The following is a 22,579-nucleotide window of genomic DNA, read 5'->3' on the forward strand; positions in this document are numbered from 1 at the left end:
GACTTTTTATTTATTTTTTTGTTTTTTCGACTCCTTTCCATTCGTTGCCGGCTTTTCTGTACTGGCTTAGGGTGTAAGTTTTGAAATCTTTTGTTTTGTATTCGATGTTATCGGTGTTTTGTTCAAACGGCATGATGTAGTAATAATCAACATCTGTTTTGTCCGATTTGTTTCCTTTTTTCACAGACGGAACATATTTGGAAAACTTATAGCTTGGAAGATACTGTTTTAGTCTTGTGTAGAAAGCTTTGTCTTCTTTTTCGTCAGGGATGATGTCTACGATATTGAAATCGTCTTTTTTCTTATCAATCCACAGGTAATAGGTTTTTTCTTCGCCTACGTTTCTGTTTACAGAGTTAAAGGCAAACAATTCTTTAGGAACCAGTTCCTTGATCTTTTCAGGATCTACTTTGGTGTAGAATTGCCCTTTAGAAGGATCCACATAAGTTTCAAGGTTATACATCAAAACGGAATTGTTTTCGAAGTTTTTGTTCTTAAAATATTGGTTTAAAGACAACTCTGCTGTTGCTCTGAGCTCTTTTCCTCTTTCATCCAGTTTTTTGGTAGGATTCTGAGGGTTTACTTTTTTCACAAACTCATATAAAACGACAGGTTTTACATCTTTCAGGTGAGGATACGTTTTAAGCTGCTCTGCTTTTACCAGCCAGTAAAACTGCTGATAATAATCGTCCTTATCCGCATCTTTCACGCTCTTATAAGCCAAAGCAAGCTTTTTTGAATTTAAGTACTTGCCATATTTTCCCTGTCCAAAAGCGAAACTGATGGATAGTAAGGCAAATAAAACAGTAAGATTTCTTCTCATTTTTTTATAATTGATATTTTCGTTGTCCAAATATAATTATTTCTTGGATATTATTTTTGATTGTCGGTTAAATTATATTGATATTATTAACGTTATTCAAAAGAAAATCCTGTATTTCTACAGGATTGATAAAATTTTGAAATTGGAAGTAACAATCAGGAGCCGAGAATCAAGATACTAGATGTTAGATTTCAGACATCAGATTTCAGATATTATGACTGGTGGTTTCGAGATCTTCAGTCACCCGGTGTTTGTCTTTGATTCAATACTTACTGATATATCAGCTTCAAAATATAATTTTAATTACTTACAGCAAGCAACCGGTTTTTACACTTCTATACTCTAAAACCCTCAAACTCTCTGACTTTCAAATTTGTACTCGAACCCCGCATCACGAATCGTAACTCGTCTCATGTACTTTCACGGCTCTTCCGCTTGGATCATTCATTTTTTTGAAAGCTTCATCCCATTCCAAAGCAATAGGAGTGGAGCAGGCTACTGAAGGAACAGACGGAACTGTTGCCGCTGCCGTTTCGCTTGGGAAATGTTCTTCGAAGATTGTTCTGTAACGGTATTCCTCTTTGTTCTGAGGCGTGTTTAACGGAAATCTGAATTTTGCATTGGCCATCATTTCATCAGTAACTTCTTTTTCGGCAACCTCTTTTAATGTGTCTATCCATGAATATCCCACACCGTCTGAGAACTGTTCTTTCTGTCTCCAGACGATAGATTCCGGAAGAATGTCTTCAAAAGCCTTTCTTAATACCCATTTTTCTATTTTTCCTTCTGCTGCATGAATCATCTTGTCTTTAGGGTTTACGGTCATAGCAATATCCATAAATTCTTTGTCAAGGAAAGGAACCCTGCCTTCAATTCCCCAGCTCATCAGGGCTTTGTTGGCTCTTAAACAGTCGTAAAGGTGAAGCTTGCTTAATTTTCTTACTGTTTCATCATGAAATTCTTTCGCATTGGGAGCTTTGTGAAAATAAAGGTATCCTCCGAAAAGTTCATCTGAACCTTCTCCTGAAAGAACCATCTTGATTCCCATAGATTTGATCACCCTTGCCAGAAGATACATCGGGGTAGAAGCTCTGATGGTCGTTACATCATAAGTTTCCAGATGATAAATGACGTCGCGTACTGCATCCAGTCCTTCCTGAACGGTGAAGTTAACCTCATGGTGAACAGATCCGATATGGTCTGCGGCTTTTCTTGCAGCAGCCAGGTCAGGGGATCCTACTAAGCCTACTGCAAAACTGTGAAGTCTTGGGTACCATGCTTCCTGGGTATCTCCGCTTTCAACCCTTTGTCTTGCAAATTTTGCAGTAACGGCTGATATAACAGATGAATCCAGCCCTCCGGAAAGGAGAACACCATAAGGAACATCGCTCATCAGCTGTCTGTGAACCGCATCTTCAAGGCCTTTTCTTATTTTTGATATATCGGTTTCGTTGTCTTTTACGTTATCAAAACTTTCCCAGTCTCTTTTATACCACTGCTGAAGTTCTGCTCCATCAGGACTGTATACAAAATGTCCCGGAAGAAAGGTTTCAATGGTTTTACAGATGCCTTCCAGTGCTTTTAGTTCTGAGGCAACGTAATAGTTTCCATTTTTATCCCATCCCTGGTAAAGAGGGCAGATTCCCATATGATCACGGGCTATAAGATAGATTCCTTTTTCTATATCGTAGAGAGCGAAGGCAAAAATTCCGTTAAGCTTTTCAATGAAATCTTTTCCGTACTTTTTGTATAACGCAAGAATTACCTCACAATCCGATTGAGTTTGAAATTCGAAATCCGGAAATTCTTCTTTTAATTCTTTATGGTTATAGATCTCCCCATTCACTGCAAGAACTATTTTTTCATCTTTAGTGAATAATGGCTGCTTTCCTGAAGTAGGATCTACAATAGCAAGCCTTTCATGAGAAAATACTACTTTTTCATCCTGAAATACACCGCTCCAGTCCGGGCCGCGGTGACGGATTTTCTTTGACATTTCTAAAACCTGAGGTCTTAGTATTTCTGTTTTTTGTTTGGCGTCAAACAAACATACAATTCCACACATGTTGTTACTTATTTGAAGCAAAAGTAGTGCTGATGTTTAAAAATAGCAATAAAAAATGTTTGTAAATTTATATTTTTAATTAATTTAATTATTTTAATGAAAAATATTAAGTATTTGAATTGATTGTGATGGATTTAATTGATTTTTTTCGCCTGATAAAATTATGTTTATATCCTATACAAAATTAAAATGAAATAATTATTAATATATGGTAATTTATTATATGAATTTTAGCCCTTACTTTGTGGCTCGAAATAATTTTTTTTCATCATTTGTGTTTTTACCTTCTTGCAATTCTCTTTGCAAGAAGGTTTTGTTTTATAGGACCCCCTAACACAACCTCCTGAAACATTCCATGAGCTGAAACAGGCTTATCAGCTGAGGATTTTCCGTTTGCAGAAAATGATATATTGAATTTCATAAAGTGTATGTATGGAGTTCTGAAAAACTTTGAAAACGGTTTATAAAATACATAAGTAGGGATTAATAATAAAGGCGTTACAGGTAAGTTGTCAACAGACCAAAAACGGTCATAAAAAAGCTGCCTTTGAAGGGCAGCTGTATATTATATCAAGAAGTTTAATAATTAGGAAACTCTTTCGATCAGCGCCATATAAAATCCGTCGTAACCTTGACTAGGCATTACTTTTTCATCTTTAACCAATTTAAATCCTGAATTGTGTTTCAAAAACTCTTCTACCTGTAAATTGTTTTCAGACGGCAGGATAGAACAGGTAGCATATACCATTTTTCCGCCTACTTTTACCATTTTGGAATAATCCTGAAGGATTTGCTGCTGTTCCTTTTTAATTCTGTCAATGAAGTCCTGGTCAATTTTCCACTTACTGTCCGGGTTTCTCTTTAAAACGCCAAGTCCTGAACAAGGGGCGTCAATCAGAAGACGGTCTGCTTTATCATGAAGGCGTTTGATTACTTTATTGTCCGAAATCATACGGGTTTCAATGTTGTGCGCTCCCGCTCTTTTTGCACGGCGTTTCAGTTCAGCCAGTTTCCATTCGAAAATATCTAAAGCTACGATCTGACCTTTATTCTGCATCAATGCAGCTAAGTGAAGCGTTTTACCGCCGGCACCTGCACAGGCATCCACCACTCTCTGACCTTCTTTTACATCAAGGAAATATCCTATTTTCTGTGAAGAAGCATCCTGAACCTCAAATAAACCTTCTTTAAATGCTGTAGTAAGGAAAACGTTCTTTTTTTCCTCAAGCTGTACGGCATCCGGGTAATTTTTTACGGTATAGGCCACTACATTTTCATCAGAAAGATCAGAAATCAATTCTTTGGTAGATGTTTTCAGGGTGTTGGCTCTTAAAACTGTCGGGGCCTGCTCATTTAAAGCACGCATTTCTTTTTCCCAGCCGGCACCCAGTTCTTTTTCCAGGGTTTCAGCCAGCCATTCGGGAATGGAATGTTCTATTGCTTTTGTAGGAACGGTATCTTTTTTAAGTTTGGTGAGGATATCTGCGATTTTAATTCCGTCAAATTCTTCAAACTTCTTATAATTTGTTTTGCTCCAAAGCAGGTAGGCGATGATGAGCCTATAAATATTATTGGGTTTTACGCCTTCTCCCATATAATATTCAAGGCGTTTTTTCCAGCGGATGATGTTATAGAAAATCTCAGAAACAACGGCTCTGTCCTGGCTTCCCCATTTTTTATGAGCTTTTAAAAGTCTTTCGATCACCTTATCGGCATATTTATTTTTCTCGAAAAATGTTTCCTGTAAAGCATCGTGAATTCCGATAGCCAGGTTTCTGTGAATAAGTTCCATAAAATTGGGTTCTGCTATTTTGAATCTGCAAAAATACGACTTTTAATTGATAAGTAATTATTTATCGGTAATGAGTAATTTTTTAGTTTTTAGTTTTTTCCAGTTCAATTTCAAAACCACTTTTTTCAATACGCAAAGCTTTATTAATATCTATCTTGTGCTGCCTCATGATGTACTTTGGAAGATATCCGCTAAATAAAGTGATTTCATTATTGTTTCTCTTTGTAATTCCATAGCTTAAGGATTTGTTTTTGTAAATTACTTCAAGAAAAGTATCCATAGATATTTTATAATTTTTCCGAACACTGCAATTTTCTGAACTAAAGATAATTTCACCATTATCTTTAATTTCAATAATTGCATTTTTATCCAAAGAGCATTTCGTATTATCATAATCGAAAGGAAAAAAATCAAAAGGCTGGTTTTTTATTTTCCACTTCCCTTCAAGATATTTATAATTTTCATCAAGAACGCTTTCTTTTTTACATCCAATAAAAAAGAGTAATAATAAAAAGCCGAAATATCTCATGTTTAAAATTTTAATTAAAAATATTAAAAATTCTACCTTTGCAAAAATTAAAAATATGAGTGATACTGTACTTTGCCCGAAATGCAGCTCTGAATTTACTTATCCAAGTGATGATATGATGGTCTGCTCCCAGTGTTTTTATGAATGGAGTCCTGAAGAGGCAGCTGCTGATGCTTCCAATGAAGGGAAAATTCTGGATTCAAACGGAAATGAACTTCAGGATGGAGATTCTGTAGTTGTAATTAAAGATCTTCCCGTAAAAGGCGCTCCAAAACCGGTAAAAGCTGGGACCAAAGTAAAAAACATCAGACTGAGACCGGGCAGTGATCATAATATTGACTGTAAAATTGATGGTTTCGGGGCTATGGCTTTGAAATCAGAATTTGTAAAGAAAGCATAATCCGCTGACAATAATGCATAAAAAAAGGAAAGAATTGGACAGTGTAATCTTTCAAAAGACTTAATTGCAGAATATGCTAATGTCCGTCTTAAGGCAGAAAGAGAATTAACCAAAAATTTCCTTATGCTGTGGAAATGCAAATGTAAGAAAAAGTTTCAAACGGTCTCTTACATTTGCATTTTTTTTATCCACATATTAACAATAACTATAAGAAAATGTATAAGTTACGGGAGCTGAAGCGCTAAACGGCAAAAATAAATTGTTATAAAACGAAGAAGGCTAATCCGTCTTTTTTTGCTCTTATTCAAATGAAACTTTAATATCCCCTTCTATTTTACTGTCTGTGTAGACAATAAGTTCCTTATCTTTTACTTTGATCTTATTCCAGTAGTGGTTTCCGGCAAACCTGCTTTCCAGAAGCCCGGCTTCGGTTCCGCTTTCAGAGATTTTTATTTCTTTAGGATAATATGAAAATTTAGGAAGCTGGAAATCTGCCTGTTCTTCTTCACTGAAAATATTCACTTCACCAAAAAGTTTGGCAACATAAGAATTATAAGGATGTTTGTAAGTGTCTTCCGGACTTTCGTTCTGGATCAGTCTTCCATCTTTCAGAATAACAATCTGGTCAAGCCAAGGCATAATATCCTGAAGCTCGTGGGTAGAAATAATCAGGGAGATCCGGTGCTGCTTCACATATCTGAAAAGTCTTTCCCTAAGCTCTATTTTTCTTGGAAAATCCAGATTACTGAAAGGTTCATCCAGTATAAGCAGTTTAGGAAGTACAGAGAGAGCCCGGGCTATGGCAACACGCTGCTGCTGCCCTCCGCTTAAATATTTGGGAAGAACATGGGCGAATTCCTGGAGCCCAACCACTTCCAGAAGTTCCATAACGGTTGCTTTTTTCTGTGCTAAATTGATATTAGAAATGAATTTTCCTACATTTTCAGCAACGGTGGCATAAGGCATCAGATCAAAGTTCTGGGCTACCAGCTTCATCTCAGCTTCCCCGGGAACCAGATTTCCTTTGGGGCCTAAAAGCCGGGTTCCATTAAAAATAATCTCACCGCTTTCCCAGTCCAGAAGCCCATAAATCAGATTGAGCAATGTAGATTTTCCACAGCCGCTTTCTCCTGCAAGTGCAATGATTCTGCCTTCTTCAAAACCCAGATTAAGGTTCTGAAACAGGGGCTTATCTTTAGTATGGGAAAAAAATAAATTGTTTATTTCTAATAGCATAATACAAATGTAAGGTTTTTATGAAAAAATAAAATTTTTTATTATATTAGCGGAAGTAATAAAAATATATCAAAAATGAGAAAAAAGCTGTTTTCACTGGCAATTCCTGCTTTATTTGTTGCAGCTGTAGCGGTTTCTTGTAAAAAAGACAAACCGGTTACAAGCGAAAGCAATGAAGTGACAACTACAAAAGACGGGAATCAGTATACAGTGGATACATTAAACAGTAAAGTGGAGTGGAAAGGATATAAAATATTCAAGTCTGAAAGTACAAGCCATTTCGGAACAATCAAGTTTGAAAGTGGTGATGTAACGGTAAAAGAGGGGAAGCTTGAAAGCGGAAAATTTGTTGCTGATATGACATCTTTAACGTCTGTAGACCTGAAAGATGATGCTGAAAATTTAGGAAAGCTGAACGGCCATCTTAAGAGCGGAGAATTTTTTGAAGTGGAAAAGTTTCCTACGGCTTCTTTTGAAATTACAAAAGTAATGCCTGCTACAGAAGGAGATTACAATACACTTCTTGATGGGAATTTAACCATTAAGGGGATTTCAAAACCGGTTCAGTTTAAGGCCAATGTTTCGGTAAAAGATGGAGTGGTAAGCGTGGCAACAGAGCCGAAAGATATTAAAAGAGAAGAGTTTGGCGTGAAATTCCAGACTCCTGCTGAAAACGGGGTGATTAAAGATGAGGTAACTCTTCAGATCAACGTTAAAGCTTTGGAAAAGAAATAATTTTTTTATTTAAGTGAAATAAGTGATTGAAGTCTGCCTCCCGTAAAGGGGCAGATTTTTTTATTACAGATTCATTATTAAACTTAAAAAACGTATTTTTGCAAAACATTTTGAAAGGGTAAAACAATGATAGAAAAGATAGAAGAACTACTTACCGAAGTAAACAGCTTCAATGCTACGTCTAAAGAGGAAATTGAAAACTTCCGGATCAAGTATAACGGTAAAAAAGGTGTTCTGAACGATTTTTTTGAAAAATTTAAAGAAGTTCCGAACGACCAGAAAAAAGAATTCGGGCAGAAGATTAATTCTTTGAAACAGGCTGTTGCCGTAAAGCTGGAAGATCTGAAAGATACTTCCCAGTCTGCTGTTGTCACAGAAAAAGAAGATCTTACAAGACCTGCTTTTCCATTGGATCTTGGGTCGAGACACCCGATCAACCTTGTGAAGAACAGAATTATTGAAATTTTCAAATCCATAGGTTTTGCAGTGGCAGATGGCCCTGAAATAGAGGACGACTGGCACAACTTTACGGCTCTTAACCTTCCTGAATACCATCCGGCAAGAGATATGCAGGATACTTTCTTCATTGAGCAGAACCCTGATATCCTTTTAAGAACGCATACTTCTTCCGTACAGATCCGTTATATGGAAGAAAACCAGCCGCCGATCAGAATCCTTTCTCCGGGAAGAGTATTCAGAAACGAGGCTATATCTTCACGTTCACACTGTATTTTCCATCAGATTGAAGGATTGTATATTGATGAGAATGTAAGCTTTGCAGACCTTAAGCAAACCATCCAGTTCTTTACGACTGAGCTTTTCGGAAAATCCAAGATCAGGATGAGACCTTCTTACTTCCCTTTCACAGAGCCTAGTGCCGAAATTGATGTATATTGGGGATTAAACTCTGAAACAGATTACAGAATCACCAAAGGAACAGGATGGCTGGAAATCATGGGCTGCGGAATGGTAGATCCTGCCGTTCTGAAAAATGTAAACATCGACTCTGAAAAATATTCGGGATATGCTTTCGGAATGGGTATTGAAAGAATTACAATGCTGCTTTACCAGATGAGCGATATCAGAATGTTCTTCGAAAATGATATCAGAACCTTAGAACAGTTTAAAACACTATAAAAAATCAAACCTCCGGAATTTCCGGAGGTTTTTGTTTTTAATTACTGACCTAAGAAACAAAACGTAATTAAAAACGATTGTATTGAAAATTACAACGTGTGCTTCTAAATGAAACATCATATTAGTTTTTACCCTGTCATGTTGAGCGGAGTAGGGAAGCATTACAGATTATTGGTCTTGTCTGCTGTTATTAATAAGACAATTAAAAATTGAAATATATTACATTCTAAAAATAAAAATACCGGCAAAAAAATTCTGTCGGTATTTTTTTATTTAAAAGACTGATGGTCTTTTATTTATAATTTAAAGGGTATTTTACATTTTTGAGATCATCAATACTTGCTTTCAGTGAACCGACAGCCAATTCAGCTTTCAACAGCATGGGAATATGGTTGGCATCATTGGTTACCCACATGGTCACCCCTTCTTTTTCCTTAAAAACCCTTCCGCTTTTTACAGACGGAATAATCTTTAAACAGTTGATAGTCCCGAATTTTGTTTTCAAATCTTCAGTACCTGCCACTTTCAGCTGAAACGGAAACATTTCATCATCAATCCACACATTCATGTTGATTACCGTTCCTACTTTCAGTTCGCCCGTACTCTTGCTTCTGAGGTAGTAAAAACAGGAAAGCATGTCCTGAACCCCTTTTACGGATTTAATTACCTTTGAACCGTTGGCAGGTGTTTTTTTGTCAGTTAAGATCAGGGTGTTGTTATTGTGATTAAAAACTGTTTCAAAATGCTGTCTGTAGCTTCCCTCACGTACATTTCTCACGTAAAAGCTTGGCAGCCCGGTTTCTGTATTAATGAAACTTTCATATAAATCTTCCACTTTGAAGAAGGCTTTTACAGCACCGGTGGTTTGTCCCGTACCTTTAACGTAAAGATGGGGAGCGCCCATATAATTGGTTTTCTTGGCAGTAAGGTTGGCGGTTCCGGCATTCAGGATTCCGTAGTGGATTCTGAACGTAATGGATTCTCCGTCAGCAATATTGTCAATCTGAGCATGGCCAAACAGGAACATCAATATTGCAAAAAGACTTAAAATTTTCTTCATGGTAAGACATTTAACAAAAACATTGCCAAATTTAAGATTTCTAAGTATTTACAGAGATTTGACAAATCTCAGCTTTTTATTTAGAATCAATTAAATATGCTTAGCATTAAAATTAGTAAATTTGCACTTACATGTATAATTAAATTATGTTTTTATTATGATAACCACTGATATATTGATCATAGGTGCCGGGCCTACCGGGCTTTTTGCTGTTTTTGAAGCAGGTTTATTAAAGATGAAGTGCCATATTATTGATGCGCTTCCGCAGCCGGGAGGACAGCTAGCAGAGCTTTACCCGAAAAAACCTATTTTCGATATTCCAGGTTATCCTTCAGTAAATGCAGGAGAATTGGTAGATAATTTAATGGAGCAGATCAAACAGTTTCAGCCGGGATTCACTTTGGGAGAGACAGCCGTTTCTTATACAAAAGTGGATGATGAATGGTTTGAAGTGGTTACGAATAAAGGAACCGTTCACAGATGTAAAGCTATTGCCATTGCAGGCGGATTGGGAACTTTTGAACCCAGAAAACCTACTTTCGAGAATGTTGCCGATTATGAGGAAAAAGGTCTTGAATATTTCGTTAAAGAACCTGAGCATTTCCGAAATAAAAAAGTAATAATTGCCGGAGGGGGAGATTCTGCTCTTGACTGGAGTATTTTCCTTTCCAACGTGGCGAGTGAAGTTACTTTAATCCACAGAAGAAACGAGTTCAGAGGAGCTCTGGATTCCGTGGAAAAAGTTCAGGATCTTAAGAATGAAGGAAAAATCAAATTGATTACTCCTGCTGAAGTTACCGGAATTAAAGGTGACGGAAAAGTAGAAGCAATTACAGTACAGATTGAAGGTCAGGAAGCTTATGATATTGAAACTGATTATTTTATCCCTCTATTCGGATTGACACCAAAACTGGGTGAAATAGGAAACTGGGGACTGAATATCGAGAAAAATGCGATTGTGGTAAATAATGCACTTGATTATCAGACTAATATTGATGGAATTTATGCCATCGGAGATATCAATACTTATCCCGGAAAACTGAAGCTGATTCTTTGCGGTTTCCATGAAGCCACTTTGATGTGCCAGAGTGTTTACAACAGACTGAACCCGGGGAAGAAATTTGTATTAAAATATACTACAGTAAGCGGTGTAGACGGATTTGACGGAAGCCGTAAGGAAGCAGAAAAGGCAGTTGTGAAAAAAATTGACTAATTTTGCATTATTATGTCAGATATCAATATTAAGATTACGGATCGGGAAGGGGTAAACCATGATGTTGTAGCCCCTACAGATATGTCTATGAACCTGATGGAGATCATCCGTTCCTATGAATTGGCGGAAGAGGGAACCATCGGGGTATGCGGAGGAATGGCGATGTGCGCCTCATGTCAGGTATATGTGATCAATGATCCGGGCCTTGAGCCAATGGGCGATGAAGAAGATGCAATGCTGGCGGAAGCTTACCACGTAAAAGACAACAGCAGACTGGGATGCCAGTTACATATGGCAGATGAAATGGAAGGTCTTGAAGTGGAGATTGCTCCTTATCCTTAGAAAATATTTAATTTAATATTAAAAGCTCCTGAGAATTTAATTTTCAGGAGTTTTTTATTGGGTGAAAACATCTAATTTTCCATCCACACCATTCTTTCCAAATAATTTTATTGATGTATTTTTTTCTGTAACACTTATATTATTTATGATTTTTGTTTTTAACGTTTCTAATAATTTTCCTGGTTCATAACTTGTTAATTGGTAGTCAATAAATAGTAGTGGGTTATTTCCAATTGTTCCCAGTTCTAGCTGGTTTTTGAGAAAACCTTCAACATCGTATATCTTGTCATAATTAGGCTCAACCGTATAAAAGCTACCTTTTTTAACATTTAAATTATTTTCATCAATCAATTCAAAGAATTTTTTGCTCCAGTTATTTATATCCCATATATTTCTTTTTTCATTCAATATCTTTTCAATTAATGTCTTGTTCTTATTTGTTTCTAATAATTTATTGATGCACAAGAATAAATCGTATGGATATTTTGCATTTCTAGCTTTATCTATAAAGTTTGTTTCAAATTGTTTAGTATTAATATGATTCTCGTTGAGGTAAACTATATAGTTATTTAAATCAGATCCATGTAAATTTTTCAGATCTTTCTTAATGATTTCAGATCTTTCTTTTTTAGATAAGTTTTTATTAGCTTTTTCAAATAATTCAATTTTTTGAGAAAAAAAACTTAACGGAAGCAAGAATGTAAAGAATATTAAAAATCTCATTTCAATTTTTATAAACAATTATTAATATTATAAAGTTTAAAGGATTTATTAAATCTCATCCTTCGAAATCCATTTCCCTACAGTAGGAGCCTGATAATTCCTCATCTTCTCCAAAAGCTCTTCAATACTGTCACTGATCAAAAGCATATCCCGGTTCACCTGCTTTAAAAATCCTTTATCCACCATCGTTTGTACCAACTTTATCAGATCATCATAAAACCCGTCAATGTTTAAAATACCAATTGGCTTTTTGTGAAGTCCCAGCTGTGCCCAGGTGATCATTTCAAAAAATTCTTCTAAAGTTCCATAACCGCCGGGAAGAACAATCACGCCGTCACAAAGGTCATTCATCTTTGTCTTTCTTTCGTGCATGGTTTCTACGAGGATAAGCTCCGTAAGGTTTTTATGGGCAATTTCTTTAGATTGCAGAAAGTGGGGCAGAACTCCAATTACTTTTCCGTTTTCATGTAAAGCTCCATCCGCAACGGCTCCCATTAAACCTACATCTGCACCACCGTATATAAGCTTAATGTTTTGCTTTGCTAATGTTTTTCCAAGTAAAGTTGCCTGCTCTTTGTAAATATCATCAGAACCAAAACTTGAGCCGCAGAATACTGTTATACTTTTCATTATTGTAAATCTTTTTTAAGCGTTAAGAGGAATGAATTTATTAAGAGGTAGTTAAGATAAAATATCCAGAATCTTAGATTCTGGATATTTAATATAGTAGTTTTATTCTTACTTATTCTATCTTGGTTATTTCCCAGATACCTTTTACTCCAAAAAGGAAATAAAGTAATTTGTTGATGAAACTACCGCATTTTATTTTCCAATTTCCAGTGTAAGAGTCTTTAAGATTTGAAATGCCGGTATAGTAAATGGGTGTATGTTTCTCGTTTTCATTTTCCGTCCTTTTTCCATTTATAGACACCATTGTTTTTACAGGCATTTGTTTAATAAATTCTATACCGTTATTATTAATCTTTCCTCTGACGGTTCCTACACCTCTGGTTCCATACTCATGATCGTTGTCCTGTACCGTTCCGGTAAAATTTTCACCATCAAACTCTGTTATTTTTAATAGGAATTCAACTTCCTTATTATAGAGTTCAGAGCTTTTATTAACGTTGTACTTGTATTTTCCCTTCCAGGTACCAATCATAATTTTCTTATTTATTTCTGAGGAATATTCGCTAAAATATCTTTAGTAAAGCTCCAGAATTTCTGTGCAGAAGGGATATTAGCTTTCTCATCCGGAGAGTGTGCTCCCCTGATTGTAGGACCGAAACTCACCATTTCCATCTGAGGATAATTGGCTCCGATGATACCGCATTCCAATCCGGCATGACAAGCTACTACATGAGGCTTTTCACCGAATTTTTCTGTGTAGATTTTTTCCATCAGCTGAACAATCTCAGAACCCGGTTTCGGTTTCCATCCCGGATAAGAACCGCTGAATTCAACATTCATTCCGGCTAATTCCGCCACGGATTTTAATTGTTCGGCCACAGAATATTTGGATGAATCTACAGATGATCTGGTAAGGTTTAAAATCTTAAGTTCACCACCCTTTAATTCTACTCTGGCTACATTGTTGGAAGCTTCTACAAGATCTTTTACATCGGGACTCATTCTGTAAACTCCATTATGAAGGGATTTTAATGTAAGAATGATCTTCTTTGAATCCTCTTCTGAAATAGCTTTGTCAGAAGTTGTAGAATTTTCAATATTGATATGAATTCCCGGTTCTACAGTGGTAAATTCTTCTAAAATCTGTTTTTTAAGATCAGTAGCCTCAACAATAAATTCCTGGGCATTTCTCACAGAAATCAATGCTGTAGCTTCTCTTGGAATTGCATTTCTCAATCCGCCTCCATCTACGGAAATCAGTTGAATATTCTGTTTAGCCAGACCGCTGTAAAGAAGTCTTCCCAGAATAATATTGGAGTTCCCGAAACCTTTATGGATATCCATCCCGGAATGCCCTCCCTGAAGGCCTTTTACCTCAATTCTTACAATCTGTCCTTTTGCAGCTTCTGTTCCGTAATTTTGATTAATTGTTACATCTACACCGCCCGCACAGCCAATATCAATTTCATCATCTTCTTCTGTATCAAGGTTTAAGAGAATGTCACCTGTAAGCTGTCCCGGCTTTAAGCCAAGAGCACCTGTCATACCGGTTTCTTCATCGATTGTGAAAAGTGCTTCCAGAGCAGGGTGGGGAATATCTGAACTTTCAAGAACAGACATGATAGTTGCCACTCCCAAACCGTTATCGGCTCCCAAAGTGGTTCCTTTTGCTTTTACCCAGTCTCCGTCAATCTCCATTTTGATTCCTTCTGTTTCGAAGTCAAAATTAACATCATTATTCTTCTGGCATACCATATCCAGATGTGACTGGAGCACAACGGATTTACGGTTTTCCATCCCGGCAGTTGCGGGTTTCCTGATGATAACATTTCCTACTCCGTCTACAGTAGTTTCCAATCCCAGATTTTCACCAAATTCCCTGATGAAGGCAATTACTCTTTCTTCTTTTTTAGACGGTCTTGGAACTGCATTTAATTTGGAGAAATTTTTCCAGATTATCTGCGGTTCTATATTAGATAATTCCATGAAATTTTATTTTTATCAAAATTACAAAATAAAAAATGCTTCCGTGAATTCAGAAGCATTTTTGTTATAGCAGGCAAAAGGGCAAAATTGTTAAAAGGCTTATTTGAAAATTTGCTTATTAGCTTTCTCGGCTTCCTTTGCCTTTTTACCCTTTCGATTTTGTCTTAGCATCCGCATTCCCCATAAATAGGTATTGTTTCCACGGTACCGTCCGATTTTTCAATCGTCAGTGTACCTTCAAATAATAAAGCTTCCTCACTTTTTATTTTTTTGCCTTTTACGGAGATTTTGTAGTTGTCGCTTTCAATTTCTTTCGTCAGTTCTTCGTCAACTTCCATGTCGCTTGATGAGATGAGATTCATGGTTAATCTTTTACCATCCAGTTTCATATAGGCTGTTTTTCCCGCATCGTCAGCATAGATATATTTCTCTGCCTCAAAATCGACTTTGTTTCTTGCAAAATAGCATGAACATTCTTTGATTTCTTTTGGAAAAGGAATAATGTCCACCAGTACTTTTCCTGATGCTGTTTCTGTTTTTGCTGAATCTTTAGTAATGCTTAAAGAGTCTGCAGGAGTAGAATTTTGAATGGTTTCCTTATCTTTTTTACATGCGGTTAAAAGAAACGCTGAAAAGAAAATGATTAGATATTTCATTGTCTGTTATTTTTTATTTTTAGCCCCTTGCTCTTTCCAGAAGAACCATCATCAGTAATGACAGGATTACTAAGCTTTCATCTTCGTCATCAATATCAATCATTCTGTCAAGCTGGAATCTTCTTCCGAAGAAAGAAGGCATTTTTTTTAGTTTAAAATATTCTTTTCCGTCAATACCTCTTACGGTATAAGCCGGATTAAGGAAATATCCGGTAAACATACCGATAATTGGAATTTCACTTACCATCCCATCAAAGAATTTCGTCCATGCGTTATCTTCTGTAACTGTGAACTTTGCCTGATCGTTTGCATCTAAAATGTCATAGCTGGATTTCCAGATAGAGCGCATTCCTTTTCTGGCAAGTCTTCCGTAGTTTTTGTTATCGGTAAGATCATTTAAAGAATAAGAAGCGTTGAAATCGATCCATTGATTGGCTTTGATCCTGAAAAGTTCCTTAGACTTACTTTCGTCATTGAAAACAATAACATCTTCCTTCAGCTTGAACATTTTCTGACGAACATAAGCGACATAATTTCCGTTTCTGTCCGTAATATTGAAGTCACTCGCTAAAGTGGAGATTTTGAATTTAAAATCCAGAGGATAATTTAGATTTTTAAGTACCATTAGTTTATTTTTTTCATATTAGAACCCCAAAGATAAAGGTTTTTTTACAATCAGGGGCCAGAAGCCGGGAATCAAGATTTTAGAATACCGGATATCAGATGTCAGATTTCAGGCATGAGATGGATGGTAGCCTGGTGGCTGAGGCCCCCGAAGCCACCAGATGTTCATCATATATTCAAATTTCCGTATTAACAACAGCCTCAAGCTCTCTACCATATAACCACTGTCATTTCGAATCCCGCATCCCGAAACTCCCAGCTCTCAAACTCAGAAACCCCGCATCAATTCTCAACAATATTCCTTATTTTTGTACTTATGGATTACCCTAGTAAAGTTTTAGCAAAAGCTGTAGACGAAATTTCAGGACTGCCCGGAATCGGGAGAAAAACAGCGTTGAGACTGGCGTTACACCTGCTGAAACAGCCCAGTTCCAGAGCGGTGGGGCTTGGAAACTCATTAATCAACCTTGTTAATGAAATAAAATACTGTAAAGAATGCCATAATTTTTCAGATTTTGATGTTTGTGAGATCTGTAGCAATGAAAAAAGAAACGGTGAGCTTATCTGCATTGTTGAAGATGTACGTGATGTAATTGCCATTGAAAACACAGGGAAATTTACCGGGAAATACCTGATTTTAGGCGGGAAAATATCACCAATGGAAGGTGTTGGCCCCAATCAGCTGAATATTCCCAGTATTGAAAGAAAACTGAATGAAGGTGCAGTGAGGGAATTTATTTTTGCTTTAAGCGCTACTATGGAAGGTGATACAACAGCGTATTATATCTATAAAAAATTTAAAAGCTTTAATGTGAATTTCTCAAGTATTGCCAGAGGAATTTCAGTAGGTGATGAGCTGGAATATGCAGATGAGGTGTCTTTGGGAAGATCTATCATTAACAGGTTACCGTATAACGAAAGGGATTAAATATGAAGCTGTCAGTAATTATTGTTAATTATAATGTCACAGGGCTGTTGAGAAACTGCCTTCTTTCTATCCGGAAATATGCAGAAGGGGAGAATTATGAAGTAATTGTTATAGATAATGCATCAACGGATACATCCTGGGGAGATCTTATTCCTGAATTCCCGAAAGTACATTTTATATCCTCTGAACATAATGATGGCTTTGCTGTAGCCAATAACAAAGCTGTAAAGACAGCAGCCGGAGAATACGTCCTTCTTTTAAATCCTGATACTGAACTGGAAGGATTTTATATGGAAGATCTGCTGGATTTTGCAGACTCCAAAACAGATTTTGGATGTTTAGGTGTAAGGATGCATGATGCGGAAGGAAACTTTCTGCCTGAAAGCAAACGTTCCGTACCGGATATGTTCAATTCTTTTGAGAAGCTGTTTACGAATTTTAAAAGAAGCAATTCAAAATCCTATTACAGAAATGATATTGATGAAAATGCAATTGCTGAAGTAGATGTGGTGACCGGAGCCTTTTTATTGATTAAAAAAGATGTTTACGAAAAAGCAGGAGGCCTTGATGAAACATATTTTATGTACGGAGAAGATATTGATCTCTGCTATACTTTATTGAGAAACGGGTACAAAAATTATTATTACGGTAAAGCTTCTCTGCTGCATCATAAAGGAGAGAGTACTGTTAAAGATGAGGTATATCTTGAGCGGTTTTATGGGGCTATGCAGATCTTTATAGATAAGTACTATAAAGCACCCAAACCATTGCAGTACTCATTTTTAAAAGCAGGGCTGAGGCTTCGCCATAAGATAGAAAAGATTAAGCTAAAATAAAAAAGCAGTTCAATTTGAACTGCTTTTGTTTATATAAGATAAGTTTATTATTATTTTGCCGGAGCTGCAGGTGTCTGAGCCGGAGCAGTGGTAGTAGCTGCAGGAGCAGACTGCTTCGCGGGAGCTGAAGTTTCTTTCTTCACCGGTTGCTGTGTCGGAGCTACTGTAGCAGGTTTACCTGTGATCACAACGCTTATAAGAATAAGAACGATGATTACTGCGCCCAGAGTCCATGTTGCTTTTTCCATGAAATCATTGGTTCTCTGTACCCCGAACTGCGCAGATGATGCACCTCCGAAAGTACTGGATAAGCCTCCTCCTTTTGGATTTTGAGCCATAACGATGATCACCAATAAAACGCTGGCAATCATAATAAGAACCATCAATAGTGTAAATATAGTATCCATTAATTCTGATATCTTTTTGAATGGGCAAATTTAATCTTTTTTTATCGAATGACAAAGAAGATCGCCGTAAATGTTATTAAAAATAAAAACGGCAGCGTAGGCTGCCGTTTTTATGGTGTCAAAAAAGCTGGTTTTTATTTAAAATCAGAATCTTTAGCCTGATTTAAGAGATAAGACTGTACAGCCAGGTTAATATCCATACCACCCATATTCTGGATGATCGTAAAAGGTAATTTTACACCTGAAACATCTTTGTAATTAGCATAGCTTGTAGGAATAGAGCCTCCTTCACCAGCTTTTACTTCTCCGGTTTTCAGACCTGTGCTTACGCTATAGTAATACGTTGCTTTATCTGCTTTTACTACGTAAGAATCTTCATTGTTGTATTTTTCTATTCCGGCTAATTTTAACGCCGGATTTTTAGCAAAACCTAATTCAGGAAAAAGTTCCGTTTCTTTTGTCATTTCACTTTTCTGTTTATCATCAAAAGGTTTTTTCTGTCCCTGAACTTCCATATATCCGTCTTTTCCATCAAAAACGATTTTCTGGATGGTATTGCCCATCATACTGATGTTCATGGCCATTTTTCCACCTTTGGCATGAATCATTTTCATCGCCATATCCATTCCCTGCACCTTAGTTGTAGCATCAGCAGAGATGGATGTGACTTTCTGAACAGCTGCTGCGCCTCCGATAGCATTGATATATTTATCAGCAACGGAACCAACAGTAACATTAGCATCAGCTTTTTGTGCAGCTGGTTTGGCGACAGGATTAGCTTCCTTATCGTAATATTTTACAGGATAACCCAGTTTTTCAAGCCCTTCAGAGATATCAGAAGCTTTACCGGCGATGAAAATTCTACTTTGATTAGGCAGGATATTCGTTTTTACTGCATTGGAAATATCCGCGGCAGATACCTTGTCAATTGACTTCAAATAATTGGTATAGAAATCAGAAGGCAGATCCTGAACTTTTTGGTTCAAAGCGAATTTTGCAACAGTTTCCGGTTTCTCCAGAGACATGATGAAAGAACCTTTCAGTTTAGCCTTTGCATTGGCAAGTTCTTCAGGTTTTACGGTTGAAATAGCATTAAGTTCATTCATGAATTCCTTCACCGCTTTATCTGTAACCTCATTTCTTACGCTTGCATCAGCTGAGAAATCAGAAGAATATTTACCGGCATTCATATCTGAATAAGCCCCGTAAGTAAATCCGTTCTTCTCACGAAGGTTCATGAAAAGTCTTGCTTCGCCGCCACCGCCTAAGATATAGTTGGCCATTATAGCAGCAAAATAGTTAGGGTCCTTCATTTTAAGGTTGTTCAGGTTATTCACCGAAACTACAGACTGTACAGCTGAAGGAACGTCTACCACATTAATTTCTGTTTTGGCAAGATTAGAAGCTGGTTCCAGAGGAGTAACAGGGGTATTGGCTTTTTTCCATCCGCTGAAAGCTTTCTCTACCAAAGGCTTTACCTGATCGAATTTCACATCTCCCACAATCACCAGATAAGCATTGTCAGGAGCATAATATTTTTTATAAACGTTTTGTACGTCGCCTAACTGGATTTTGTTGATAGTTTCTACAGTTTCAAATTCACCTCTTGCCGTATTTTTGCCATACATTAATGCATTGGAAACCTTAGAGGCAATGGAAGAAGCATTTTTTTCTTCAGATTTTAATCCTTCTACAGCTCTTTCTTTTGAATTCTGAATTTCTTCAGCAGAGAATTTCGGATTGATGATGGCATCTGCCATTAAGCCCAGTACCTCAGGGAAATATTTTGAAAGGGAATTCGCAAAAGCACCATTGGAAGAAAAATTCAGATTGGCTCCCAGATAATCTACTTTTTTGTTAAAATCCTCTTTACTTAAGTTAGTGGTTCCGTTTTCGAACTGTTCGGCCATAATAGAACTTACTCCGGCTACATTTCCTTCAAAGAAAGGAGGTCTGTCCATGGAAAGGGTAGTGTTTACTCTCGGTAATTTGTTATTTTCCACAACCATTACCGTAAGGCCGTTGCTCAGCTGGAACGTTTTTGGCTTTGCAATATTGATTGCGGGAGTAGGTCCCGGCTTTGGCATTGCATTAATGTCAATTTTTTGTGCTGAAACCGTTCCTGCGAATAAAAACGCTGCAGCTATATATGTTAATTGCTTTTTCATTTGTAAAAATTTAATTTTTAATAATCATATGGTAAACCTGAAGTTTTAAATGATTACTTTTTTTCAGGAACGTAATTAATGATTACCCTTTGATTAGAATTCAGATATTTCTTGGCAGCGTTCTGCAGGTCCTGTCTGGTGATGGATCTGTAAATGTCAATTTCCTTGTTGATCAAATTGGTATCTCCCATCAGTACATGATTTGTTGCCAGTGAAGCCGCAATTCCCTGAATACTTGAATTGGCATTTACAAACTGATTTTCATACTGGTTCTGAAGCTTCTGATAATCTTCCTCAGAAATCAGGGTCGTCTGTAACTTTTTGATTTCTGCATCAATATCAGACTGTAAAGTCTGCTTTGTAGTCTGTCCCATTGGGATTGCAAAGAATGCGAAAATACTGTAATCTTCAAGCCCCTGGTTGAAAGCCTGTACAGCAAGCGCTTTTTTATCCTGATCTACCAATTTTTTGTATAAAACTGAAGATTTACCATTGCTCAGGTAAGATGAAAGCATATCCAGAACATAAGCATCTTTTTCTTTGTTGGCCGGAGTTCTGTATGCAAAAATATAGGCAGGAAGCTGGATATTCGGGTCTGTAGCCGTTACTTCTTTTTCCTGGGTGATAGGAGCATCTTTCGGGAAGTCCTTAGGATAAAGCGTTCCTTTTGGAATAGCTCCGTAATAATCCTGGATCCATTTTTTAGTCTGTTCAGGCTTGATGTCTCCCGCCACTACTAATGTGGCATTGTTCGGAACGTAGTATTTTTTATAAAAAGCCTGGAATTCTTCCAGTTTTGCAGAATTAAGATCTTCCATAGAACCGATGGTAGGCCAGTTGTACGGGTGATTCGTAAATAAGTTTTTCTGAATGGTAGGGAAAAGGTTTCCATAAGGCTGGTTATCCATTCTTAATCTTTTCTCTTCTTTTACAACTTCTCTCTGAGTGTCTACTCCCACCTGGTTAATTACGGCATGACGCATTCTTTCAGATTCCATCCAAAGTCCTAACTGTTCGTTATTGGAAGGGAAAGTTTCAAAGTAATACGTTCTGTCATTCGTAGTGTTGGCGTTGTTTTGTCCCCCGTTGGAAGAAACGATCTTGAACCAGTCACCTCTTTTGATATTAGGCGTTCCTTCAAACAGAAGGTGTTCGAAGAAGTGGGCAAAACCCGTTCTTCCTTTTACTTCATCCTTTGCACCTACGTGGTACATTACACCTGTTGTTACTACCGGTGCAGAATTATCCTGATGAAGAATTACATGAAGACCGTTCGGCAGGTCATACTCTTCGAATTTTATTTGCTGTGCGTTCAGTACCATTCCGAAGAAAGCTACAGCAGCAGCAGAAAGAAGTCGTTTTTTCATTATAATAGAAATTGTTTTGTTAATTAGTTTCAAAAATACTTTAATTGTTACAATCGGAAAAGTATTTATATTTATAGCTCAGGACCTAAAAAAATAGATTTAATAATCATGAAATATTTATTTTCTTTACTGTTTCTTACTTGTTTTCTTTTTGGGTTTTCTCAAACGCAAAGCAGAAATTGTGAGAACGAAATGAGGAAGGATAGTATTTTATATAAAAGACTGATACAGGAATCAAAATATATAAACTACAAAAGCTTGGCTCAGAAAATTATCAGTGATATTGATCCCGGAAAACTCCCAAAAGAAAATCTCATCATTTTTTATCAGGATAAGTTTGTAAGAGATCCATCTGATGAAGAACCGTGCATCTGTTGTTTTGAACGACTTGCGGAAAATCCTAATTATAAAGGGACTGATTTTCTGAATAAAAAGAATATTAAAATTATTGTTGAAAAGCTGAAGAAAAATGTTATTCTTAAAAGCATACTTGAAAATAAATTTATTTTTAATAAATCGGAAATTCGTCATCATACTATATTCGGAAAGCTGATTGTATTGGCAAGAAAGCAGCAGAAAGGAAAATATCAGGAAATGTATGATGGTAAAATACGTAATGAGGAGAGATTTTATTATTTTCCTTATGAACATAAAAAGGACTTGTTTTTGGTAAGAAATTACGATTCTGGAAATTTAGAAACTCTATATAATTATGATACTTTGGAACTGATTTTTTTTAATGAATTAGAAAATAAAGTTTCTGTAATGTTTATTTATAACGAAGGAAGAATAAATGACAGAGAAAATCGCCTGACTAAAACTTATCAATATAAAAGTGGAGATTGGGAATTTTTTAAAAACGGAGAATAATATAACCGGAACTTATCACTTTCCATCTCTTTATTTTTTTCATTTAAAGACT

The 22,579-nt window shown here is 36.6% G+C and carries 24 protein-coding genes; 8 read left to right on the forward strand and 16 right to left on the reverse strand.

Annotated features, from left to right (window positions below):
- Nucleotides 1-10: 10 nt before the first annotated feature.
- The 5 genes from HNP36_RS00195 to HNP36_RS00215 all read right to left on the reverse strand — a co-directional run bounded on the left by HNP36_RS00195 (nt 11) and on the right by HNP36_RS00215 (nt 5,209).
- Nucleotides 11-823: a hypothetical protein gene (locus HNP36_RS00195; protein WP_184162058.1), complete on the reverse strand. Its 813-nt coding sequence runs from the start codon at nt 821-823 to the stop codon at nt 11-13.
- A 391-nt stretch (nt 824-1,214) separates the two neighbouring features.
- On the reverse strand, nt 1,215-2,888 hold the full coding sequence (gene asnB / locus HNP36_RS00200; RefSeq protein ID WP_184162054.1) for an asparagine synthase B: 1,674 nt from the start codon (nt 2,886-2,888) through the stop codon (nt 1,215-1,217).
- Between the two features lie 280 nt (nt 2,889-3,168).
- A complete protein-coding gene (locus HNP36_RS00205) occupies nt 3,169-3,309 on the reverse strand; it encodes a hypothetical protein (RefSeq protein ID WP_184162049.1) in 141 nt (46 codons plus the stop codon).
- 165 nt (nt 3,310-3,474) lie between these two features.
- On the reverse strand, nt 3,475-4,680 hold the full coding sequence (locus HNP36_RS00210) for an RsmB/NOP family class I SAM-dependent RNA methyltransferase (protein ID WP_184162046.1): 1,206 nt from the start codon (nt 4,678-4,680) through the stop codon (nt 3,475-3,477).
- Between the two features lie 82 nt (nt 4,681-4,762).
- Nucleotides 4,763-5,209 carry a hypothetical protein gene (locus HNP36_RS00215; RefSeq protein ID WP_184162044.1) on the reverse strand — a complete coding sequence of 149 codons (447 nt, stop codon included), beginning with the start codon at nt 5,207-5,209 and terminating at the stop codon, nt 4,763-4,765.
- A 55-nt stretch (nt 5,210-5,264) separates the two neighbouring features.
- Here HNP36_RS00215 and HNP36_RS00220 point away from each other — a divergent pair, with 55 nt between their 5' ends.
- Nucleotides 5,265-5,609: a zinc ribbon domain-containing protein YjdM gene (locus HNP36_RS00220; RefSeq protein WP_184162041.1), complete on the forward strand. Its 345-nt coding sequence runs from the start codon at nt 5,265-5,267 to the stop codon at nt 5,607-5,609.
- Nucleotides 5,610-5,909: 300 nt separating this feature from the next.
- On the opposite strand, the gene HNP36_RS00225 is transcribed toward HNP36_RS00220, so the two are convergent.
- On the reverse strand, nt 5,910-6,845 hold the full coding sequence (locus HNP36_RS00225; RefSeq protein WP_184162038.1) for a sulfate/molybdate ABC transporter ATP-binding protein: 936 nt from the start codon (nt 6,843-6,845) through the stop codon (nt 5,910-5,912).
- Between the two features lie 75 nt (nt 6,846-6,920).
- Here HNP36_RS00225 and HNP36_RS00230 point away from each other — a divergent pair, with 75 nt between their 5' ends.
- Both HNP36_RS00230 and pheS read left to right on the forward strand, forming a co-directional pair.
- Nucleotides 6,921-7,580 (forward strand): YceI family protein, encoded by a 660-nt coding sequence (locus tag HNP36_RS00230; protein WP_184162035.1) that lies wholly within the window; start codon nt 6,921-6,923, stop codon nt 7,578-7,580.
- A gap of 126 nt (nt 7,581-7,706) precedes the next feature.
- The gene (pheS, locus tag HNP36_RS00235; protein WP_184162032.1) at nt 7,707-8,717 is read left to right on the forward strand and encodes a phenylalanine--tRNA ligase subunit alpha; all 1,011 of its coding nucleotides are present in this window, start codon (nt 7,707-7,709) and stop codon (nt 8,715-8,717) included.
- Nucleotides 8,718-9,009: 292 nt separating this feature from the next.
- Here pheS and HNP36_RS00240 read toward each other — a convergent pair whose 3' ends face one another.
- On the reverse strand, nt 9,010-9,777 hold the full coding sequence (locus HNP36_RS00240; RefSeq protein ID WP_184162029.1) for a DUF3108 domain-containing protein: 768 nt from the start codon (nt 9,775-9,777) through the stop codon (nt 9,010-9,012).
- 157 nt (nt 9,778-9,934) lie between these two features.
- Between HNP36_RS00240 and HNP36_RS00245 the strand changes: the two genes are divergently transcribed.
- Both HNP36_RS00245 and HNP36_RS00250 read left to right on the forward strand, forming a co-directional pair.
- The gene (locus tag HNP36_RS00245) at nt 9,935-10,990 is read left to right on the forward strand and encodes an NAD(P)/FAD-dependent oxidoreductase (protein WP_184162026.1); all 1,056 of its coding nucleotides are present in this window, start codon (nt 9,935-9,937) and stop codon (nt 10,988-10,990) included.
- Between the two features lie 12 nt (nt 10,991-11,002).
- A complete protein-coding gene (locus HNP36_RS00250; protein WP_184162023.1) occupies nt 11,003-11,332 on the forward strand; it encodes a 2Fe-2S iron-sulfur cluster-binding protein in 330 nt (109 codons plus the stop codon).
- A 54-nt stretch (nt 11,333-11,386) separates the two neighbouring features.
- Here the strand turns inward: HNP36_RS00250 and HNP36_RS00255 are convergent, their stop codons facing one another.
- From HNP36_RS00255 to HNP36_RS00280, 6 genes are all read right to left on the reverse strand, one after another.
- A complete protein-coding gene (locus tag HNP36_RS00255) occupies nt 11,387-12,055 on the reverse strand; it encodes a hypothetical protein (RefSeq protein WP_184162020.1) in 669 nt (222 codons plus the stop codon).
- 48 nt (nt 12,056-12,103) lie between these two features.
- The gene (locus tag HNP36_RS00260) at nt 12,104-12,685 is read right to left on the reverse strand and encodes a TIGR00730 family Rossman fold protein (RefSeq protein WP_184162017.1); all 582 of its coding nucleotides are present in this window, start codon (nt 12,683-12,685) and stop codon (nt 12,104-12,106) included.
- Nucleotides 12,686-12,797: 112 nt separating this feature from the next.
- The gene (locus HNP36_RS00265) at nt 12,798-13,217 is read right to left on the reverse strand and encodes a hypothetical protein (protein WP_184162013.1); all 420 of its coding nucleotides are present in this window, start codon (nt 13,215-13,217) and stop codon (nt 12,798-12,800) included.
- Between the two features lie 11 nt (nt 13,218-13,228).
- Nucleotides 13,229-14,671 (reverse strand): aminoacyl-histidine dipeptidase, encoded by a 1,443-nt coding sequence (locus HNP36_RS00270; RefSeq protein WP_184162010.1) that lies wholly within the window; start codon nt 14,669-14,671, stop codon nt 13,229-13,231.
- A gap of 164 nt (nt 14,672-14,835) precedes the next feature.
- The gene (locus HNP36_RS00275; RefSeq protein ID WP_184162007.1) at nt 14,836-15,327 is read right to left on the reverse strand and encodes a hypothetical protein; all 492 of its coding nucleotides are present in this window, start codon (nt 15,325-15,327) and stop codon (nt 14,836-14,838) included.
- Nucleotides 15,328-15,346: 19 nt separating this feature from the next.
- Nucleotides 15,347-15,952 carry a hypothetical protein gene (locus HNP36_RS00280; RefSeq protein WP_184162004.1) on the reverse strand — a complete coding sequence of 202 codons (606 nt, stop codon included), beginning with the start codon at nt 15,950-15,952 and terminating at the stop codon, nt 15,347-15,349.
- Between the two features lie 315 nt (nt 15,953-16,267).
- Here HNP36_RS00280 and recR point away from each other — a divergent pair, with 315 nt between their 5' ends.
- The gene (gene recR / locus HNP36_RS00285) at nt 16,268-16,879 is read left to right on the forward strand and encodes a recombination mediator RecR (protein WP_184162001.1); all 612 of its coding nucleotides are present in this window, start codon (nt 16,268-16,270) and stop codon (nt 16,877-16,879) included.
- A 2-nt stretch (nt 16,880-16,881) separates the two neighbouring features.
- Nucleotides 16,882-17,715 carry a glycosyltransferase family 2 protein gene (locus HNP36_RS00290; RefSeq protein WP_184161999.1) on the forward strand — a complete coding sequence of 278 codons (834 nt, stop codon included), beginning with the start codon at nt 16,882-16,884 and terminating at the stop codon, nt 17,713-17,715.
- Between the two features lie 50 nt (nt 17,716-17,765).
- Here the strand turns inward: HNP36_RS00290 and secG are convergent, their stop codons facing one another.
- The 3 genes from secG to HNP36_RS00305 all read right to left on the reverse strand — a co-directional run bounded on the left by secG (nt 17,766) and on the right by HNP36_RS00305 (nt 21,657).
- Complete coding sequence (secG, locus tag HNP36_RS00295; protein ID WP_184161996.1) at nt 17,766-18,122, reverse strand: preprotein translocase subunit SecG; 357 nt, start codon at nt 18,120-18,122, stop codon at nt 17,766-17,768.
- A gap of 134 nt (nt 18,123-18,256) precedes the next feature.
- On the reverse strand, nt 18,257-20,290 hold the full coding sequence (locus tag HNP36_RS00300) for a M16 family metallopeptidase (RefSeq protein WP_184161993.1): 2,034 nt from the start codon (nt 20,288-20,290) through the stop codon (nt 18,257-18,259).
- 53 nt (nt 20,291-20,343) lie between these two features.
- The gene (locus tag HNP36_RS00305) at nt 20,344-21,657 is read right to left on the reverse strand and encodes a M16 family metallopeptidase (protein WP_184161990.1); all 1,314 of its coding nucleotides are present in this window, start codon (nt 21,655-21,657) and stop codon (nt 20,344-20,346) included.
- Nucleotides 21,658-21,915: 258 nt separating this feature from the next.
- Here HNP36_RS00305 and HNP36_RS00310 point away from each other — a divergent pair, with 258 nt between their 5' ends.
- Complete coding sequence (locus HNP36_RS00310; protein ID WP_184161987.1) at nt 21,916-22,527, forward strand: hypothetical protein; 612 nt, start codon at nt 21,916-21,918, stop codon at nt 22,525-22,527.
- The last annotated feature ends 52 nt before the right edge of the window (nt 22,528-22,579 follow it).

Origin of the sequence: Chryseobacterium shigense (genome assembly GCF_014207845.1) — a bacterium.
In the GTDB taxonomy this organism is placed as follows: Bacteria; Bacteroidota; Bacteroidia; order Flavobacteriales; family Weeksellaceae; genus Chryseobacterium; species Chryseobacterium shigense_A.

Excerpts from the sequence above, each read along its gene's own strand:
- HNP36_RS00195 (WP_184162058.1), bottom strand. The coding sequence starts at position 823 with ATGAGAAGAAATCTTACTGTTTTATTTGCCTTACTATCCATCAGTTTC.
- asnB (WP_184162054.1), bottom strand. The coding sequence starts at position 2,888 with ATGTGTGGAATTGTATGTTTGTTTGACGCCAAACAAAAAACAGAAATA.
- HNP36_RS00205 (WP_184162049.1), bottom strand. The coding sequence starts at position 3,309 with ATGAAATTCAATATATCATTTTCTGCAAACGGAAAATCCTCAGCTGAT.
- HNP36_RS00210 (WP_184162046.1), bottom strand. The coding sequence starts at position 4,680 with ATGGAACTTATTCACAGAAACCTGGCTATCGGAATTCACGATGCTTTA.
- HNP36_RS00215 (WP_184162044.1), bottom strand. The coding sequence starts at position 5,209 with ATGAGATATTTCGGCTTTTTATTATTACTCTTTTTTATTGGATGTAAA.
- HNP36_RS00220 (WP_184162041.1), top strand. The coding sequence starts at position 5,265 with ATGAGTGATACTGTACTTTGCCCGAAATGCAGCTCTGAATTTACTTAT.
- HNP36_RS00225 (WP_184162038.1), bottom strand. The coding sequence starts at position 6,845 with ATGCTATTAGAAATAAACAATTTATTTTTTTCCCATACTAAAGATAAG.
- HNP36_RS00230 (WP_184162035.1), top strand. The coding sequence starts at position 6,921 with ATGAGAAAAAAGCTGTTTTCACTGGCAATTCCTGCTTTATTTGTTGCA.
- pheS (WP_184162032.1), top strand. The coding sequence starts at position 7,707 with ATGATAGAAAAGATAGAAGAACTACTTACCGAAGTAAACAGCTTCAAT.
- HNP36_RS00240 (WP_184162029.1), bottom strand. The coding sequence starts at position 9,777 with ATGAAGAAAATTTTAAGTCTTTTTGCAATATTGATGTTCCTGTTTGGC.
- HNP36_RS00245 (WP_184162026.1), top strand. The coding sequence starts at position 9,935 with ATGATAACCACTGATATATTGATCATAGGTGCCGGGCCTACCGGGCTT.
- HNP36_RS00250 (WP_184162023.1), top strand. The coding sequence starts at position 11,003 with ATGTCAGATATCAATATTAAGATTACGGATCGGGAAGGGGTAAACCAT.
- HNP36_RS00255 (WP_184162020.1), bottom strand. The coding sequence starts at position 12,055 with ATGAGATTTTTAATATTCTTTACATTCTTGCTTCCGTTAAGTTTTTTT.
- HNP36_RS00260 (WP_184162017.1), bottom strand. The coding sequence starts at position 12,685 with ATGAAAAGTATAACAGTATTCTGCGGCTCAAGTTTTGGTTCTGATGAT.
- HNP36_RS00265 (WP_184162013.1), bottom strand. The coding sequence starts at position 13,217 with ATGATTGGTACCTGGAAGGGAAAATACAAGTACAACGTTAATAAAAGC.
- HNP36_RS00270 (WP_184162010.1), bottom strand. The coding sequence starts at position 14,671 with ATGGAATTATCTAATATAGAACCGCAGATAATCTGGAAAAATTTCTCC.
- HNP36_RS00275 (WP_184162007.1), bottom strand. The coding sequence starts at position 15,327 with ATGAAATATCTAATCATTTTCTTTTCAGCGTTTCTTTTAACCGCATGT.
- HNP36_RS00280 (WP_184162004.1), bottom strand. The coding sequence starts at position 15,952 with ATGGTACTTAAAAATCTAAATTATCCTCTGGATTTTAAATTCAAAATC.
- recR (WP_184162001.1), top strand. The coding sequence starts at position 16,268 with ATGGATTACCCTAGTAAAGTTTTAGCAAAAGCTGTAGACGAAATTTCA.
- HNP36_RS00290 (WP_184161999.1), top strand. The coding sequence starts at position 16,882 with ATGAAGCTGTCAGTAATTATTGTTAATTATAATGTCACAGGGCTGTTG.
- secG (WP_184161996.1), bottom strand. The coding sequence starts at position 18,122 with ATGGATACTATATTTACACTATTGATGGTTCTTATTATGATTGCCAGC.
- HNP36_RS00300 (WP_184161993.1), bottom strand. The coding sequence starts at position 20,290 with ATGAAAAAGCAATTAACATATATAGCTGCAGCGTTTTTATTCGCAGGA.
- HNP36_RS00305 (WP_184161990.1), bottom strand. The coding sequence starts at position 21,657 with ATGAAAAAACGACTTCTTTCTGCTGCTGCTGTAGCTTTCTTCGGAATG.